This window comes from Streptomyces sp. NPDC001606 (genome assembly GCF_053596835.1).
The window spans coordinates 271,622-288,486 of the sequence record NZ_JBSFHC010000006.1; the positions used below are offsets into that span (position 1 = coordinate 271,622).

A 16,865-nucleotide genomic window follows, 5' to 3' on the forward strand; every position below is an offset into this window, starting at 1 on the left:
GCGTCGGCCGTGATGGGGTGCGAGTGGCCGGGGGCGGACCGGACGGAACTGCCGCCGTGCGGTCCGGATAGAGTCCGGACCATGACCGCCGTACTCTTCGACTTCTCCGGGACGCTGTTCCGCGTCGAGTCCACCGAATCCTGGCTGCGGGCCGCGCTCGACGAGACGGGTCTCACCCTGAGCGAGCCCGAACTGGCGGCGGCCGCAGGCGCGTTGGAGGCGGCCGGTGCGCTGCCGGGTGGCGCCGAACCGGTGCGGCTGCCGGCCGAGCTGGCCGGTGTCTGGGCGGTGCGGGACGAGAGCGCGGAGGCGCACCGGGCCGCCTACACGGGCCTGTCCCGCCTGGTTCCACTGCCCGACCCGGCCCTGCACGACGCGCTGTACGAGCGGCACATGTCGCCCTCGGCGTGGACGCCGTACCCGGACGCCGGGAAGGTGCTGCGGACGCTGCGCGAGCGGGGCATCGGCGTCGGGGTCGTCAGCAACATCGCCTGGGATCTGCGGCCGGTCTTCCGCGAGCACGGGCTCGACGCGTATGTGAACGCCTATGTGCTGTCGTACGAGTACGGGGTGCAGAAGCCCGATCCGCGCCTGTTCTCCACCGCCTGTGCGGCGCTGGGCGCCGATCCGCGGCAGGTGCTGATGGTCGGCGACAGCAGGCCGGCGGACGGCGGTGCGACGGCGCTCGGCTGCCGTGTGCACTTCGTGGACCACCTGCCGGTCTCGCACCGGCCCGACGCCCTGCTCCCGGTGCTGGACCTGGTCGGCTGACGAGTCGCCAACTGGCATGGCGCGGCGGCGAGTTCGCGTATTTTCCGGTACCGCCAGGGTGTGCGCCGTCCGTCTGAGACGATCCCCCGTGTCGTCCCAGACGGACGGCAGCTCTGGACAGGCCTCGCGCATGGCGGTGCCTGGTGCGTTGAGTATAGTTGGCTGGCAGCCAGTCAACGCAGGAGTTACAGGATGTCCCCGCGCAGCGCCTCGGTCAATGAAGAGTTGCGGCGGCGTTCCCGGGAGCGGCTGTTGCAGGCCGCCGTGGAGCTGGTCGACGAGCGCGGTTTCGAGGCCACGACGCTCGGCGACATCGCGGACCGGGCCGGTTCGGCGCGCGGCCTGGTGTCGTACTACTTCCCCGGCAAGCGCCAGTTGGTGCAGTCCGCGGTGCACCGGCTGATGCACCGCACTCTGGAGGAGGCGCTGGAGCGGGAGCCGCGCACGGAGGACGGGCGGGAGCGCCTGGCCCGGGCCATCGACGCGATCCTGGGCCTGGCCCGCGACCGCCCGGTGCTGATGCGCCAGCACATGGCAGGACTGCTCCAGGCGGAGGGGTTCGTGCAGTGTCCGGAGCAGCAGCGGCTGGCCGAGCTGCTCAGTGACACCGTCGCCCGGTACGGCTCCGCGGAGGTGGTGGTGGACTACCCCCTGCTGCGGGCCCTGTTGATGGGTGCGGTGTACTCGGCGCTGGTACCGGGCGTGCCGATGCCCGTCCCGGCCCTGCGCGCCGAGCTGTTCCAACGGTACGGCCTGGACTGGGAGTCGGGCGCGCCGCCGGAGAGCGAGCGGGGCGGGGACGGCCGGGAACGGGATCTGTCCCGGTTCTTCGCCACCGAGGAGCAGCCGGACTCCCGGCCCTGAAGTCGCCTTTCCAGCCGCGCGCGTGACGTGGAGTCAGCTGGCCCGCGTCCCGCGCCTGGGAGATCAGCCGGAGGGAACGCCGGCGGCTGTGCCCCGTCGCGTGCATCACGGCGAGCACGGGGTCGACGCCCTCGTCCTGCGCGGCGCGGTACTCCTGCGTCACCAGCCGGCGCCCCTCGCTCCCGCGCGGCCAGGCCGGCCGCGCGCCCCGCGCGCCCTCGTGCGCAGCGCGGGCCGGGCCCTGACGTCCTCGATGGAGACCCGGCCCTCGTGCACCACGGCCAGGGGATGCTTCCAGCACACGGGCAACGTAACCGCGTGACCGGATTCCCTGGCATTCCATCCGAAAGACACGCTTTCGGATCACCCCGCCGGCCTCTGCCCCCCGCGGGTCCGTCGGTGCCATGCTGGAGCTGTCCGGACACCATCCCCTCGGGCAGGGAGTACCGCTGTGCTGCGTGTCGCCGTCGTCGGTTCCGGGCCGAGCGGGTGTTACACCGCCCAGAGCCTGGTGCAGGAAGATCCAGGGGTCCACGTGGACGTGCTGGACCGGCTGCCGTGCCCGTACGGCCTGGTCCGCTACGGCGTCGCCCCGGACCACGAGAAGATCAAGTCCCTCCAGGGCAGTCTGCGCACGGTGCTGGAGCACGACCGGGTGCGGTTCCTCGGCGGACTCCGGGTGGGCGGGCCCGGCGGAGTCCCGGTGGCGCTGCTGCGCCGGCTGTACCACGCGGTGGTGTACTGCGTGGGCGCCGCCGGCGACCGACGGCTCGGCATCCCCGGCGAGGAGCTGCCGGGCAGCTGGTCGGCGACCGAGTTCGTGTCCTGGTACAGCGCGCATCCGGACGCCGGGGCCACCGATTTCCTGCGCGGGGTGCGTTCCGCGGTGGTGATCGGCGTCGGCAATGTGGCGGTGGACGTCGCCCGGATGCTGGTGCGTGCCGCGGCGGAGCTGCGGCCGACGGACATGCCGCAGGCGGCCCTGGACGCGCTGACGGCGAGCGCCGTCGCGGAGGTGCACATGGTGGGCCGGCGCGGTCCGGCCCAGGCCCGCTTCACCACCAAGGAGCTGCGCGAGCTGGGCGGGCTGGCGGACTGCCAGATGCACGTGGACCGGGACGAGTTGATGCGGGAGCCGGTCGATCCGGCCGCGTTGCCCGCCGTACAGCGGCGCAATCTGGAGGTGCTGCGCGGCTGGGCGGACCGGCCGCCCGCGCCGGCCGCCCGGCGGATCGGCGTGCGGTTCTTCCTGCGGCCCGTGGCCCTGCTCGCGGAGGACGGCCGGGTGGGGGCCGTACGGTTCGAACGGACCGCGCCGGACGGGCACGGCGGGGTCACCGGCACCGGCCGGTACGAGGAGCTGCCCGCACAGCTGGTGCTGCGCTCGGTGGGCTATCGCGGGCTGCCGCTGGAGGGGCTGCCGTTCGACGCGGAGCGCGGCACCGTGCCGCATGTGGGCGGGCGGGTCGTGCGCGACGGCGTGCCCGTGCCCGGCGAGTACGTCGCCGGGTGGATCAAGCGCGGCCCGACCGGTGTCATCGGCACCAACCGGCCCTGCGCCAAGGAGACGGCGGCCTCGCTGCTCGCGGACGCGGACGCCCTCGCCCGCGTGGCGGTGCCGGAGGATCCCGTGGCGGCGCTGCGAGCGGCCGGGTTCGACCCCGTGCCGTGGAGCGGATGGCTGGCGATCGAACGGGCCGAGGCGGAGCTGGGGGCCCGGCTGGGGCGGGGCGTGGTCAAGCTGGCCGACTGGGACGCGCTCCTGGCGGCGGCCCGGCCGGCGTGACGGACGCGGAACCGCCCGCCCGTCGTCGATGGGCATGACACAGACCGGCAACAGCGCCGAAATCAACAAACTGTTCATGGCCTCTACGGTCTCGTCCTGTCCGGATGCCACTCCCCGCCCCCGCTGATGGAGACCCCATGGCCACGACCGCAGACGTGCACCCCGTCGACGAGATACCCCCGGTACGCCGGCTCACCGCCTTCGGGCTCCAGCATGTGCTCGCGATGTATGCGGGCGCCGTCGCCGTCCCGCTGATCGTGGGCGGTGCGATGAAGCTGTCGCCCGCCGACCTGGCGTACCTGATCACCGCCGATCTCCTGGTGTGCGGCATCGCCACGCTGATCCAGTGTGTGGGGTGCTGGCGGTTCGGGGTGCGGCTGCCGGTCATGCAGGGCTGCACGTTCGCCGCGGTGTCCCCGATGGTGCTCATCGGGACGACGGGCGGCGGACTGCCCGCGATCTACGGCGCGGTGATCGTGGCCGGGCTCGCGATCATGCTGCTCGCGCCGGTCTTCGGCCGGCTGCTGCGCTTCTTCCCGCCGCTGGTGACCGGCACGGTGATCCTCGTCATCGGGGCTTCGCTGCTGCCCGTCGCGGGCAACTGGGCGGCGGGCGGGGCGGGCTCCCAGGACTTCGGGGCGCCGAAGAACCTGGCGCTGGCCGCCTTCGTGCTGCTGGTGGTGCTGGCCGTGCAGCGGTTCGCGCCCCCCTCGCTCGCCCGGGTCGCCGTGCTGATCGGCATCGCGGTGGGTCTCGCGGTCGCGGTGCCGTTCGGGTTCACCGACTTCAGCGGGGTCGGGGACGCGGACTGGGTCGGGGTCAGCACGCCGTTCCACTTCGGGGTGCCGCGCTTCCGGGTGTCCGCGATCGTGTCCATGCTGGTGGTTGCGCTGGTCTCCATGACCGAGACGACCGGTGATCTGATCGCCGTCGGCGAGCTGACCGAGCGCCCGGTCGAGCCGCGCTCACTCGCCGACGGGCTGCGCGCGGACGGTCTGTCGACGGTGCTCGGCGGGGTGTTCAACACCTTTCCGTACACGGCGTACGCGCAGAACGTGGGCCTTGTCGGCATGACCCGGGTGCGCAGCCGCTGGGTGGTCGCGGCGGCCGGCGGGATCCTGGTGCTGCTCGGGCTGCTGCCCAAGCTGGGCGCGGTGGTCGCGGCGATCCCGGCGCCGGTGCTCGGCGGGGCCGGTCTGGTGATGTTCGGGACGGTCGCGGCGAGCGGACTGCGGACCCTGGCCCGGGTCGACTTCGCGGGCAACCACAATCTGACGGTGGTGGCCGTGTCGGTGGCGATCGGGCTGCTGCCGGTGGGGGTTCCGACGGTCTACGCGCGGTTCCCCGACTGGTTCCAGACGGTGATGAACAGCGGCATCAGCGCGGGCTGCCTGTCGGCGATCGTCCTCAACCTGCTCTTCAACCACCTTCCGGCGCGCGGCGGTTCAGAGGTCCTCCCCGAGCCGGGCGGCCTCTCGGCCGGCGGCGGCGAGCAGGCTGTCCAGCAGGCCAGGGAAGAGGCCGTCTAGATCGTCCCGGCGCAGGCCGTTCATCTTGGCCGTGCCCCGGTAGACCTGCCGTATGACCCCGCTCTCGCGCAGCACCCGGAAGTGGTGCGTACAGGTGGACTTGGTCACCGGCAGGTCGAAGTACGAGCAGGCCAACTCGGTCTCGCTCACGGCCAGTTCGCGTACGATCCGCAGCCGCACCGGGTCGGCGAGCGCGTGCAGCACCGCGTCCAGCCGGATCTCGTCGCGCGCCGGGTGCGGCAGCTCGCGGCCGGTGGTGGCGGTGTCGGGCACGGTGACTGCCTTTCGTCGTGGGAGGGCTCTTCGGTTGCGGCCATCGTACGAGAGCAGTCGTAGTTTGACATCCCTCGTAGTACGAGCACTATCGTATGAGCGATCCCAGCGGTCCCGTGACGAATGGAGTCGTCGTGAGCGCGCTCTTCGAGCCCATCACCCTGCGAGAGACCACCATCCCCAATCGGGTGTGGATGCCCCCGATGTGCCAGTACTCGGCCGCTCCCGAGGGCCCGCTCACCGGCGCGCCGACGGACTGGCACTTCGCGCACTACGCGGCGCGGGCCGCCGGCGGCACCGGCCTGATCATCGTCGAGGCCACCGCCGTGTCGCCGGAGGGCCGGATCTCCCCCTACGACCTGGGCCTGTGGAACGACACCCAGGTGGAGGCGTTCCGCCGGATCACCCGCTTCCTGGCCGGCCAGGGCACCGTCCCGGCCGTCCAGCTCGCCCACGCCGGGCGCAAGGCGTCCACGGAGCGGCCCTGGAAGGGCGGCGCTCCGGTCGGCCCGGAGACGCACGGCTGGCAGCCGGTCGCCCCGAGCGCGGTGCCCTTCGCCGAGGGCCACCCGGTGCCGGCCGAATTGACGGTCGATCAGATCCAGGAGATCACCGGCCAGTTCGCGGCCGCGGCCCGCCGGGCACTCGCCGCCGGTTTCGAGGTCGTCGAGATCCACGGCGCCCACGGCTATCTGATCAACGAGTTCCTCTCGCCGTACTCCAACCAGCGCACGGACGCCTACGGCGGCTCGTACGAGAACCGCACCCGGTTCGCCCTCGGCGTCGTCGACGCCGTACGGGAGGTGTGGCCCGAGGACAAGCCGGTCCTCTTCCGCATCTCGGCCACCGACTGGCTCCAGGACGGCGGCTGGACCACCGAGGACACGGTGCGCTTCGCCCGTGACCTGCACGCCCACGGCGTCGACCTGCTGGACGTCTCCAGCGGCGGCAATGTCGCACGCGTCGAGATCCCCACCGGCCCGGGCTACCAGGTGCCGTTCGCCGCCCGGGTGAAGGCCGAGACCCCGCTGCCGGTCGGCGCGGTCGGCCTGATCACCGAGGCGGAACAGGCGGAGAAGATCCTGGCCAACGGCGAGGCCGACGTGGTGCTCCTCGGCCGCGAGCTGCTCCGCGACCCCTCCTGGGCCCGCCGCGCAGCCCGCGAACTGGGCGCCCAGGTGCGGGTGCCGGATCAGTATCTGCGCTCGGTGTGAGGTTCGGGGGGCCTGCGGCTGCCCGCCTGCCGACCGGCCGAAGCGGGGGCCGGTCGGCAGGCGGGCAGCAGGTGAGCGTCAGTCGGGGAGCAGGCGGGTGATCGTCTGCTCCAGGCGGGGCAGGGAGCGGTGGCTCGCCAGGGCCAGGGCGATGGCCGCGGCCACCCCGGTCCAGGCGACCGGGCCCAGCGGGGTGCAGCCCACGGCGTAGCTCACGCCCGGGATCTGTACCGCCGCGACCAGCGCCACGGCCGAGCCCAGGCAGGTGAGCTGCACCAGCCGGCTGTCGGGCCGGTCCAGCCAGGTCTGCACCAGCTGGGTGCCGACCACCCCGCACAGCGCCATCGTGCTGGAGCGGCGCGCGGTGCCCGGCGTGAACCGGCCGATCAGCCAGGCCGTCACCGCGCCCAGGCAGGTGGTGAGCGCCCGGTGCCGGATCTGCCGTAGCAGAGGATCGCCGAGGACGGCGGAGGCGTCCTCCGGCGATCCGGTGCGCCGGAGCGCGCCGGGCTCGTCGTCCTTCTCGGTCACCGCGACCGCCATCGACGGGAAGAGGTCGGTGAAGAGGTTCACCATCAGCATCTGCCGGGTGGACAGCGGGGACCTGCCGGACAGCAGCGTGCCGAGGATGCCGAAGCCGACCTCGCCGCCGTTGCCGCCGATCAGGATGGCGATGGCGTCGGCGACGCTGTGCCAGAGGGCCCGGCCCTCGCCGACCGCGTCGATCAGGACGGTCAGATCGTCGTCGGTGAGGACGATGTCGGCGGCGTTGCGCGCGGCGGCCGACCCGCGCGCGTTGATGCCGACCCCGATGTCGGCGGCGCGGATGGCCGCGGCGTCGTTGGCGCCGTCACCGACCATGCCGACGACCCGGCCCGCGTCCCGCAGCGCCTCCACGACCTGGAGCTTCTGCTCGGGCGCCACCCGCGCCACCACGCCCGCGTCGCGCAGCATCCGAGCCCTGGCCGCCCGGTCCGCCGCCGCCAGCTCGTCCCCGGTGACCACGACGGTGTCCTCGTCCCAGCCCAGCTCGGCGGCGATGGCCCGCGCGGTCTGCGGATGGTCACCGGTGAGCATGACCGGTCGTACACCTGCCTCGGTCAGGCCCTCCACCAGCGCCGTGGACGTCTCGCGCGGTACGTCGGACAGCGCCAGCAGCCCGGTGAACTCCAGGTCCCGCAGCGGCTCTTCGAGTACGTCGTCCTCCTGCTCGCCCGCCCCGAGCCGCCGTTCGGCCACCGCCAGCACCCGCAGGCCGTCGCCCGCCAGGGCATGGGCCGCCTCCGAGGCATGCGCGGGCAGACCGGCGCAGCCGGGCAGCACCGTCTCCGGCGCACCCTTGACGACGAGCACCCGCGGCCCGTCCCCGGCGCGTCCGACAGCGGCCGCGTATCCGCGCGCCGCCTCGAACGGCAGATCCGCGAGCTGGGTCCAGTCGGGGTCCGGGCCCGCCGCCGCCAGCACGGCCTCGTCGGTGGCGTGCACCGGCCGGTCGGCGCCGCTGTCGACCTGGGGGCAGGCGCGGGCCGCGGCGCGGATCGTGGCCGCCGACCCGGTGTCGTCCGCGCGGTGGACGGTGCCCTCCGCGTCGGCGGTGCGGACCAGGCGCAGCCGGTTCTCGGTGAGCGTGCCGGTCTTGTCGAAGCAGATGGTGTCCATGCGGCCCAGCGCCTCCAGCGTGCGCGGGGTGCGGACGAGGACGCCGTCGCGGCTCAGCCGGCGGGCCGCCGCGAGCTGGGCGACCGTCGCCACCAGAGGCAGGCCCTCGGGTACGGCCGCCACCGCCACCGCCACTCCCCCGCTGACCGCCTCCCGGATCGGGGTTCCGCGCAACAGTGCCAGACCGGTCACCGCGGCCCCGCCCGCCAGCGTCAACGGCAGCGCCTGCCGCGTCAGTTCCTGCAACCTGGCCTGCACCCCGCCGGCCGGAGGCGTGCGCGAGGCGAGATGCACGGCGCGCGCGGCCTCGGTGCGGTCCCCGGTGTCGACCACGACGGCCCGGGCCTGGCCCGCCACCACCGTGGTGCCCTCGAAGACCATGCAGCGCCGGTCGGCGACCGGGGCGTGCGGGGTGGGATCCGTCTGCTTCTCCACCGGCAGCGACTCGCCGGTCAGCGCGGACTCGTCGACCTCCAGGCCGTCCTGCCACAGCAGGCGGGCGTCGGCGGGCACCACGTCGTCGCCCTTGAGGTAGATCATGTCCCCGGGTTCCAGCCGGCCCGCCTCGACCGTGCGGGTGCCGCCCGCGGGTGCCTCGGCCGACGGCGGTACGACCCGGGCCTTGCGCTTCTGCTCCGCGACCAGCCCGGACAGCGCCCGCTCGGCGCGCATCCGCTGGAAGCCGCCGACCAGCGCGTTCAGATCGAGGGCGCCGACGACGAGCAGGGCGTCCACGACGGATCCGAGGATCGCCGACGCGGCCGAGCCGACCGCCAGCACCGGGGTGAGCGGGTCGTGGAGTTCACCGCGTACGGCCGCGCCCAGCCGGTAGGACCAGCGCGCGGGCGCCGCGGCCGGATGCCCGGAGATCCCGGCGGCCACCGCACGGACCCGGGCGGTCAGCTCCTCCCAGGGGGTCGCCTCGGCGGCCGGTTCGTGCGCCAGCCGGTCCTGGGCCTCGTCCGGGTCCAGTTCGTGCCAGTGGACGCGCGGGCGCGGATGCGGGGCGCGGGCCGCCGCCACGCCGAGCGCGGCCCGGGTGCCGGACAGCAGGGCGGTGGCGGCGCCGACGTCCACGGGGGCGTGCCGCAGCCCCGGCAGCGCGGCCCAGCGGCCTCGCCCGCGCCCGGACTCGCCGACGGCCACGAGCAGGCCCGACAGGGCGGCGCCGGAGCGGGCCAGGGTCTGCGACCGCCGGCCGACCGCGCGGGCGGCGGGGATCGCGGTGAGCACCCGCCACACGTCGGGCAGACCGTGCAGGGCGAGCAGGTCGGCGCCCCAGACGACCGCGCCGTCGCGGTCCGTGAGGGCGAGGGCGATGTCGCTGCCGCTCAGGGCGGCCAGCACGTCGTGCTCGTCGGCGCCGCGCACCCGGGCCACCGTCAGCACGGCACCCGACTCGCCGCGCGCCTCGTAGACCACGTCGTCCAACGGCCGGCGGGCGTCGACGACCTGGTCGACCAGGCCGGTGAAGTCCTCCAGCGCGGGATCGTCCACGACCACCACGCGCAGTCCGGCCCGGCGGGCCGCGTCCAGCACGGGTTCGGTCCACGGGTCCGCCTCGCCGTCGTCGGTGCGCAGCGCACCGGCGTGCAGGACGATCGTGCCGGCCAGCTCCAGCTGGCGCAGCCGCTCCGGGGACCGCACGAGCACGCCGGTCCGGGCGAGCGCCCCGCTGAGGACGGCGTGGAAGGCGGCGGGGCCGTAGCGGGCGGCCTTGGGCGAGCCGGCCAGCACCGCCTCGGCGGCCTCGGCGCCGTTGTGTTTGACCAGCAGGGTGGCCGCCGCGCCCAGCACACTCCCGGCGGACGCGTGGGCGGCGTACTCCTGGGCCGGGGACTCGCGCAACGGCGGGCGGGGCGTGGCCGGGGCGGGAAGGCTGAGCCGGTCGGGTGCGCACAGCCGGTCGTGCACCGTGTCGAAGGCGGCGGCGCGGGCGACCGTCTCGGCGACCTGGCAGGCGCGCAGGGCACCGTCGAGCACCAGGGAGGTCGGGGTCTGGCCGGCGCCGTGCACGGCGGCGTTCGCGCAGGCCAGGGCGAGGTCCATCGCGGAGTCGCCGAGCCGGGAGCCGAGCCAGGAGCGAAAGCGCGGGTTCTCCCGCAGCAGCGTGACGACCGCGGTCACCATCCGGGGCGAGGGCGGCAGCCGCAGCGTGTACGCCGTGACGGCGACGGCGATACCGACCCCGTCGGCGGCGAGGGTGGCCACCGCGGCGCGCACCCCGGCCGGGTCGGCCGGATGCGTGGTCTCCTCCACGTCCCCGCCGGCCAGCACGAGTCCGTGCCGCTCGGCCAGCTCGGCGGCGTGCGCCACGGCCCGGTCGGCGGCCTCCTCGCCGGTCGCCGTCACCACGAGACGTGCCAGTCCCTCGTCCCAGTAGGAGACCAGCACGTCCGGGTGTTCGGCCAGCGTCTCGGCCACCCGGCGGGCCAGGTGTGCGGTGCCGCCGGCGGCCCGGACACGGTCGTGTTCCACGGGGCGCAGGGCGAGATGGGCGCGGGCGCCGGCGCGCCAGTGTTCTCCGGCGCCGGGGCGCGCGTTGCGGGCGACCCGCGCCACGCGTACGGCGGTGTCCGCGCCGCGCACTCCGGCGCGGGCCGTTCCGGCCGCCACGCCGGCGGCCGCGCCGATGGCGGGCGCCGCCGCCCGGGCGAGCAGTCGCGGCGCCGCGGGCAGCAGGCGAGCGGGGGCCGTCAGCAGACCGAGCACGGCAGCCTCCTCAGAGAGTCGTACGCCCCGGCCGCGCCGTGGGCCCGAGCGGACCCGTGACGCCCCGGGGGTGTGCTTCGTCGGCGGACGGGTCGGAACCGGCCGAGGGGGCGGACCCGCCGCCGGGGGGAGCCTCGGCCGTACCCGACCTGAGTGCGGCGGTGCCGAGGTCGTGCGGCGGTTCGGCCGTGGCCTCGCCGCCGCCGGGCTCCGCGCGGCCCTCCTCCGCCCGGCGGTCGCCGACCGCCACGGGCCCCGGCGGCTCGGCCGCCGCCAGATCACCTCCGGCCATGGACGGATCACCGTGACCCGTGGATTCAGAGCCTCCGGCGGCCCGACCGGGGCCCTCAGCGCCCGCCGTCCGGCCGCCGGAGGCGCGCAGGGGCTCTCTGCCTGGCGGACTCGTCGGACTCGCCGAGCCGGGCTTCTCGTCAGCGGCGCCCGCGACCCGGTCGGCGGCGGGTCCGGGGCCCGCTTCGCCCTCCGTCGGATGGGCGGGGCGGGGCTGGGTGAGCCAGGCGACCGCCGCGCCGGTGAGGGCCACCGGCCACTCCACCACGCCCGCCGCGCCGAGCAGCCCGGCACCGGCGTACACGGCCATGCGCCGGCCGCGGGGCGAGACCGCGCCGACCTTGTCCAGGGTTTCCTCCGCGGCCCTGCCCACCGTCCCTGCGCCGGGCACCCTGCGCAGTACCGAGGCGGCGCCGCGCAGGGGCGCCGTGAGGACCGACGACGACTTCTGCTCAGCCATGACTCTCCTCGGGTGAGATCCACTTCCGTGCCCCCCGAGTGCCCGCGACCGCGCTGGTCATCCTCCCTTTCCCCAGGTAACCGCAGCACCCCCGCCCGCGCCACGCCGGGCCGCGCCGGCCCCTGGGCCGACTACGCCTCGCCGGCCCGGGCTCGCCCTCAGGAACCCCTGGTGAACAGCTCCTCGGGGACGGTGTCGGCCAGCACCCGGTACCCCTCGGGGTTGAGATGCAGCCCGTCGCCGGACTGGAGGGCGGGCAGCAGCCGGTCCGGTGCCGAGGGGTCCCGTACCGCACGGTCGAAGTCGATCACCGCGTCGAAGTGGCCGGGCGTACGGATCCACGCGTTCACGCGCTGCCGCGCGGCCTCCCGCACGCCCGCCCCGTCGTCGTACAGGCTGTTCCCGCCGAACGGCGTGAGCGTGGCGCCGTAGACCCGGATGCCCTGGGCGTGGGCACGGACGACGATCTGCCGGTACCCGGCGATGAGGTCGTCGGTGAGGGTCTTCTGGGCCTCGGGGGTGGCCGCGGCGGTACCGATGTCGTTGACGCCCTCGAAGAGGATCAGCCAGGAGACGCCGCTGCGGGAGAGGACGTCACGGTCGAGGCGGGCCAGGACGTTGGGGCCGAGTCCGTCGTTGAGGACGCGGTTGCCGCCGGCCGCCTGGTTGAGGACGGCGATGCCGGAGGTGGCGGTGCGGCGCTGGAGCCGGTCGAAGAACTGGTCCGGCCAGCGGTCGTTGCCGTTGGTCGTGGAGCCGCGACCGTCGCTGAGCGAGTCGCCCACGACGGCGACCGCCCGGGTGCGGGCGGGCGACAGCACCTCGACATCGCTGAGCAGATACCAGTGGTCGACGGCGGTGGCGTCCGGCAGGTCCTGGTCCTGGGTGTGGTCGCCGTGCACGAGGTACGAGGTGGTGCGCGAGCCGGGGTGCGAGGTCAGCGCGAGCGACGCCTGACCGCGCGCGGTGTACGCCGTCACGGTCAGCTCGGAGCCGGGGCGCAGCGGGAAGTCGAGGTCGTCGGAGACCACCTGGGCGCCGACCGGGACGGTCGTGGCGGCCCGGCCGGCGAAGGTGACGGCCCGCACGCTGCCGGGCTCGACCGCGCTGCTGCCGGCCTTGCCGCCCTGCGGGAGGGCCACGGTCACGGCGGTGAGCGGCAGCGGGGTGTCGCCGTAGGCGTTGGAGAACCGCAGCCGGATGCGCGGGCCGCCGGTGGTGACCCGCACGGTCTCCCGCAGGGTGGTGTCCACGAGGACCGACTTCTCCCCAGTGAACGGCGCGGGCGGCAGGTTGCCGGGTTCGGTGAGCTGGGGCATGGCGGTCCAGGTGTTCACCCAGTGCCTGCCCGCCTCCGGCGCGCCCGGCGCCGTCGCCGGGTGGTGCCGACCGCCGAACAGCGCGGTGAGCGCCGAGGAGGTCACGACGAGGGCCAGGGCGAGGACACAGGTGCTGAGGACGGAGGCGAGCGAGGCTCTGCCGGTCGGCTTCACGAGAACCTTCCTGGAGTCGGACAGGGCGTCAACTTCTGGTGCAGGCCGGCGCGGCGAGCAGCGGCCCGGCCGGGAGCAACAGGCATGGTGGCATGGACATGAACGCCATGGAAGCGCTCCCACGCACTTCTCCGCGACTGGAAGCAGTTCCGCCCGAAACGTTGACCAGAAAGCGCTTGCCCCCTACGGTCCGTTCATAAGCGTGACCAACGACCGCCCTCCTGGGCCCCCGCGCCGCCGAGCAGTCCTGAACTTCGTTCCATATCCCGGGCATGATTCACATGAGTGATTGACGCACACGACCGATCCCCCACTCGACAGGAAGGCATTCGGGACATGACCTCACGAGCTCTTCCACCCGTGCGTACGGGACGCGCCCTGCTGGGAGGCACAGCCGCCCTCGGTCTCACAGTTGGCATGATCATGACCAGCGGCTCGCCGGCGAGCGCGGCCACCTGGCCCACCGCCAACGGCAGCCAGGCGGTCACCAAGACCATCCCGGTCTCCGGCACCAAGGACTACGGGATGAAGCGCCTCTACGGCAGCGGAGACCTCGGCACCGGCGGCCAGAGCGAGGGCCAGGACCCGATCCTGGCCCTGGCTCCCGGTGCCGTGCTGAAGAACGTCATCATCGGCGCGCCCGCCGCGGACGGCATCCACTGCGAGGGCAGCTGCACGCTCCAGAACGTCTGGTGGGAGGACGTCGGCGAGGACGCCGCCACCTTCCGGGGCTCCTCGTCGTCCAACGTGTACACCGTCACCGGCGGCGGCGCGAAGGAGGCCAGCGACAAGGTCTTCCAGTTCAACGGCGCCGGCACGCTCAATGTGTCGGACTTCGCCGTCAAGAACTTCGGCAAGCTGGTCCGCTCGTGCGGCAACTGCACGACGCAGTACAAGCGCACGATCAACCTCAACACCATCGAGGCGACCTACAAGGGCGGCGCGCTGGTCGGCATCAACACCAACTACGGCGACCGCGCCACCCTGAGGAACATCACCATCGTCGGGGACGCGAGCAGGAAGATCGTCCCGTGCCAGAAGTACCTCGGCAACAACACGGGCGCGGAACCGACCACCAACGGTTCGGGCCCGGACGGGACGTACTGCACGTACGCGTCGTCGGACATCACCTACAAGTGAGCGCCTCCGACAAGATGCAGAAGGGGTGCCCCTCGTGAGGGACACCCCTTGTGACCCACGGGGGTTTCAGTGACCGTCCCCCGGGCGCGGCTGCGGCGGGGCCGGCGGTGGGGTGTAGCCGTGAGGTCCGGCCGGAGGCATGTGCGGGCCGGGCTGCGGGGGCGCGGCCGCGGGGCCCTGCGGCGGGGCGGGCGGCGCGGCCGGCGGGGCCATGGCCGCCTGGATCGGCAGTTCCTGCCCGAACGTCGACGCGATCGGCACCTCGATGCCCTGGATGGCTGCTTCCACGCCCTCCCGGGCCGCGGAGTGCACCGCCTCCCGCATCGCCCTCGGCTTCTCGGTGCGCAGCATCTGGTTGACGTTTCCGGTGCGGCCGAGCATGCCGCCGATCAGGTCCTTGAGGAAGTGCCCGATGATCACCACGCCGGAGCGGCTGCGCCACATCGTCCAGCCGACGTACAGGCTCGTGCCGTACCCGAAGACGGTCACGTACGCCACGTACCGGCCGCTGGTGACGACCAGCCGGTTGTTGACGACCTCCGGCATGATGTCGCTGCGGATGCGGGCGGGCACCGCCGAGACGGGGATCCCCCGCCGGGCCAGCGCGCCGTAGATCGCCGCGTACGCGGAGGGCGACGCCTCGTGCTTGTCCTCCAGGAGCGTCTTCCACTCCGAGATCGGCTCGGTGATCCGCGCGGCCAGCAGGACGACCCAGAAGGCGATGATGGCCAGGATGGTTCCGGTTTCCAGGCTCGGCGGTGTCTCGAACGGGTCGGAGGCCCAGTTGAGCGCCGGCAACAGGCCGAAGAAGAACCACACGACGCCCGAGACGAGGAACGCCTGCAACCACAGCTGGAAGACGGTCTTGAACGTCACGGACTCGTCGAAGCCCATCTCGACGTCGCCGTACGTCATGGTCTGGTTGCGGTAGGCCGCATTGGGGCCCACCGCTCCCGTGGCGGCCCAGCCCGCAGGCCCTCCGCTTCCTCCGATATTCGTACCGTCCATACCGCTCCTCCCCCTCGGCCCACAGTTGCGAGACGATGATCCTCGGAGCGGCAGGTACTGGTCAAATTCACGCAGGCAGCGCCAAGTTGACGGGCCGACAAGGGTCGGTGCATATCGGGAGAAGAGGGGGAGTTCGAGTGACGACACCTTGCGTCATTCTCGATATCGGTGGCGTATTGGAGATCACGCCGGAAACGGGGTGCGTGCCGCGATGGGAGGAGCGGCTGGAGCTGCCGCCGGGCACGGTGCATGAACGGATGCGCGACGTGTGGCAGGCCGGGAGTGTCGGGCGCGTCAGTGAGCGCGAGGTTCACGAACAGGTGGCAGCGCGCCTGGGGCTCGACGCGCTCCAGGTCGAAGCCTTCATGGCCGACCTCTGGGCGGAATACCTGGGAACGCCCAACGAGGAACTCATAACCCATGTGCGAGGGCTTCGGGGAACCTGCGGACTCGGCATCCTCAGCAACAGCTTCGTCGGAGCCCGGGAGCGCGAGACGGCTCTGTACCGCTTCGACGAGTTGGTCGAACAGATCGTGTATTCACACGAGATCGGTGTCGAGAAGCCGGACTCGCGCGCGTTCGAGGCCATATGCGCCGCCCTGGATGTGCGGCCGGAGAGCTGTCTGTTCATCGACGATTGCGCCGCAAACATCGAGGCTGCCCGGGCTCTCGGCATGCAGGCGCATCTGTTCGAGGACAACGCCCGCACGATCAGGCGCATCGCAGCTCATCTGGAGACCGCCCCGCGGGCCGCTGGGCCTGCCCCGCTCGGGTGAGGCCGGGCGGCTCGCCGCGAGGGGAATTCGGAGATCTGGCCGCTCCGCCCGACCACCTTTGCGCCGGCGGTGTCAGGAGGACGGATCGGTCGCGCGTTCCGCCAGTTCCCGCTGGAAGGAGGCGTACGCCGTGCGCAGTGCGTCTCCCGGCCAGTCGGCGGGCAGCAGCCGGGCGGGCAGGACCGGGTCGGCGAGCAGGTGGCGTACGGCCGCGGCGTAGGCGGTGAGGCGGTCGGCGGGGTGGGCGGCCCGGGTGGCGTGGGCGAGCAGGGACCGCGCGGTGTCCGCCCACGCGCCCAGCGGCCACAGCCGGGCGGCGAGCGCATGCGGCGGTTCGTCGGGGCGGGCGGTGCCGGTCACGGCCACGCCGCGCAGTGCGTCCGGCAGGGCGCGGTCGAGGTTGGCGGGGCGCAGCCAGACCCCCTCCCGGAGTTCGGCCAGGCGCAGAGCGGTCAGCCGGGTGCGCAGGTCGGCGCGTTCGGCGGGGCCTCGGCCGGTGGCCGTGACGACGACCATCTCCCAGTCGCCGCCCCACGCGCGCGTGCGGGGGTGTACGGCGTCGTCCTGGCGCCGCTGGCGGGCCAGCAGGCGGTCGCTGAGCGCGTAGACGGCGTCCGTGCGCCGCAGGTCCCCGGCGGCCACCATCCGGCTCAGCGCGGCACGGAGGGTGGATCCGCCGACTCCGAACGGCTCGACCAGCCTGACCAGGTCCTTCACCGGCAGCTCGGGCGGGTGCGCGCCGAGCAGCAGGCTCAGCACGACCGACCGGGCGGACAGGGGCCGCAGCCCGGCCGGGGCCGGTTCGGCTGACACGTTCATGCGCATGGACACGACTGTACGAAGCTCTCCTTGTTGCCTTTGTTGCATCATTGCTACGGCCGCAGGAAGA

13 protein-coding genes and 1 pseudogene are annotated in these 16,865 nt (G+C 73.7%); 7 read left to right on the forward strand and 7 right to left on the reverse strand.

From position 1 onward, the window contains the following. The first annotated feature begins 81 nt into the window (after positions 1 to 81). Both ACWCV9_RS14650 and ACWCV9_RS14655 read left to right on the forward strand, forming a co-directional pair. Entirely contained in the window at positions 82 to 771 is a 690-nt protein-coding gene (locus ACWCV9_RS14650) for an HAD family hydrolase (protein WP_450786683.1), read from the forward strand. A 192-nt stretch (positions 772 to 963) separates the two neighbouring features. Next, positions 964 to 1,635 carry a TetR/AcrR family transcriptional regulator gene (locus ACWCV9_RS14655; protein ID WP_450786685.1) on the forward strand — a complete coding sequence of 224 codons (672 nt, stop codon included), beginning with the start codon at positions 964 to 966 and terminating at the stop codon, positions 1,633 to 1,635. 16 nt (positions 1,636 to 1,651) lie between these two features. Here the strand turns inward: ACWCV9_RS14655 and ACWCV9_RS14660 are convergent. Further along, positions 1,652 to 1,852: pseudogene (locus ACWCV9_RS14660) on the reverse strand (DUF6214 family protein); the annotation flags it as partial. A gap of 234 nt (positions 1,853 to 2,086) precedes the next feature. On the opposite strand from ACWCV9_RS14660, the gene ACWCV9_RS14665 reads away from it, so the two are divergent. Further along, positions 2,087 to 3,421, forward strand: a complete 1,335-nt coding sequence (locus tag ACWCV9_RS14665; RefSeq protein WP_450786686.1) for an FAD-dependent oxidoreductase — start codon at positions 2,087 to 2,089, stop codon at positions 3,419 to 3,421. 137 nt (positions 3,422 to 3,558) lie between these two features. Beyond that, positions 3,559 to 4,950 carry a nucleobase:cation symporter-2 family protein gene (locus ACWCV9_RS14670; protein ID WP_450786688.1) on the forward strand — a complete coding sequence of 464 codons (1,392 nt, stop codon included), beginning with the start codon at positions 3,559 to 3,561 and terminating at the stop codon, positions 4,948 to 4,950. Here ACWCV9_RS14670 and ACWCV9_RS14675 read toward each other — a convergent pair. After that, complete coding sequence (locus ACWCV9_RS14675; RefSeq protein WP_450786690.1) at positions 4,867 to 5,223, reverse strand: ArsR/SmtB family transcription factor; 357 nt, start codon at positions 5,221 to 5,223, stop codon at positions 4,867 to 4,869. The two genes, ACWCV9_RS14670 and ACWCV9_RS14675, sit on opposite strands and share 84 nt — an antisense overlap. A gap of 134 nt (positions 5,224 to 5,357) precedes the next feature. On the opposite strand from ACWCV9_RS14675, the gene ACWCV9_RS14680 reads away from it, so the two are divergent. After that, positions 5,358 to 6,437 (forward strand): NADH:flavin oxidoreductase/NADH oxidase, encoded by a 1,080-nt coding sequence (locus ACWCV9_RS14680; protein WP_450786691.1) that lies wholly within the window; start codon positions 5,358 to 5,360, stop codon positions 6,435 to 6,437. Between the two features lie 78 nt (positions 6,438 to 6,515). Here the strand turns inward: ACWCV9_RS14680 and ACWCV9_RS14685 are convergent, their stop codons facing one another. The 3 genes from ACWCV9_RS14685 to ACWCV9_RS14695 form a co-directional block, all read right to left on the reverse strand. Further along, entirely contained in the window at positions 6,516 to 10,808 is a 4,293-nt protein-coding gene (locus ACWCV9_RS14685; protein WP_450786693.1) for an HAD-IC family P-type ATPase, read from the reverse strand. Positions 10,809 to 10,818: 10 nt separating this feature from the next. Continuing rightward, on the reverse strand, positions 10,819 to 11,559 hold the full coding sequence (locus ACWCV9_RS14690) for a hypothetical protein (protein WP_450786695.1): 741 nt from the start codon (positions 11,557 to 11,559) through the stop codon (positions 10,819 to 10,821). 158 nt (positions 11,560 to 11,717) lie between these two features. Then, entirely contained in the window at positions 11,718 to 13,052 is a 1,335-nt protein-coding gene (locus tag ACWCV9_RS14695; RefSeq protein ID WP_450786697.1) for an SGNH/GDSL hydrolase family protein, read from the reverse strand. A 336-nt stretch (positions 13,053 to 13,388) separates the two neighbouring features. Here ACWCV9_RS14695 and ACWCV9_RS14700 point away from each other — a divergent pair, with 336 nt between their 5' ends. Continuing rightward, complete coding sequence (locus tag ACWCV9_RS14700) at positions 13,389 to 14,192, forward strand: pectate lyase (protein ID WP_450786698.1); 804 nt, start codon at positions 13,389 to 13,391, stop codon at positions 14,190 to 14,192. A 66-nt stretch (positions 14,193 to 14,258) separates the two neighbouring features. Here ACWCV9_RS14700 and ACWCV9_RS14705 read toward each other — a convergent pair whose 3' ends face one another. Then, complete coding sequence (locus tag ACWCV9_RS14705) at positions 14,259 to 15,140, reverse strand: hypothetical protein (protein ID WP_450786700.1); 882 nt, start codon at positions 15,138 to 15,140, stop codon at positions 14,259 to 14,261. A gap of 197 nt (positions 15,141 to 15,337) precedes the next feature. On the opposite strand from ACWCV9_RS14705, the gene ACWCV9_RS14710 reads away from it, so the two are divergent. Next, positions 15,338 to 15,976: an HAD family hydrolase gene (locus ACWCV9_RS14710; protein ID WP_450786702.1), complete on the forward strand. Its 639-nt coding sequence runs from the start codon at positions 15,338 to 15,340 to the stop codon at positions 15,974 to 15,976. 72 nt (positions 15,977 to 16,048) lie between these two features. Here the strand turns inward: ACWCV9_RS14710 and ACWCV9_RS14715 are convergent, their stop codons facing one another. Further along, a complete protein-coding gene (locus ACWCV9_RS14715) occupies positions 16,049 to 16,801 on the reverse strand; it encodes a PaaX family transcriptional regulator C-terminal domain-containing protein (protein ID WP_450786704.1) in 753 nt (250 codons plus the stop codon). Positions 16,802 to 16,865: the final 64 nt, after the last annotated feature.

Excerpts from the sequence above, each read along its gene's own strand:
- ACWCV9_RS14690 (WP_450786695.1), bottom strand. The coding sequence starts at position 11,559 with ATGGCTGAGCAGAAGTCGTCGTCGGTCCTCACGGCGCCCCTGCGCGGC.
- ACWCV9_RS14650 (WP_450786683.1), top strand. The coding sequence starts at position 82 with ATGACCGCCGTACTCTTCGACTTCTCCGGGACGCTGTTCCGCGTCGAG.
- ACWCV9_RS14715 (WP_450786704.1), bottom strand. The coding sequence starts at position 16,801 with ATGCGCATGAACGTGTCAGCCGAACCGGCCCCGGCCGGGCTGCGGCCC.
- ACWCV9_RS14700 (WP_450786698.1), top strand. The coding sequence starts at position 13,389 with ATGACCTCACGAGCTCTTCCACCCGTGCGTACGGGACGCGCCCTGCTG.
- ACWCV9_RS14670 (WP_450786688.1), top strand. The coding sequence starts at position 3,559 with ATGGCCACGACCGCAGACGTGCACCCCGTCGACGAGATACCCCCGGTA.
- ACWCV9_RS14655 (WP_450786685.1), top strand. The coding sequence starts at position 964 with ATGTCCCCGCGCAGCGCCTCGGTCAATGAAGAGTTGCGGCGGCGTTCC.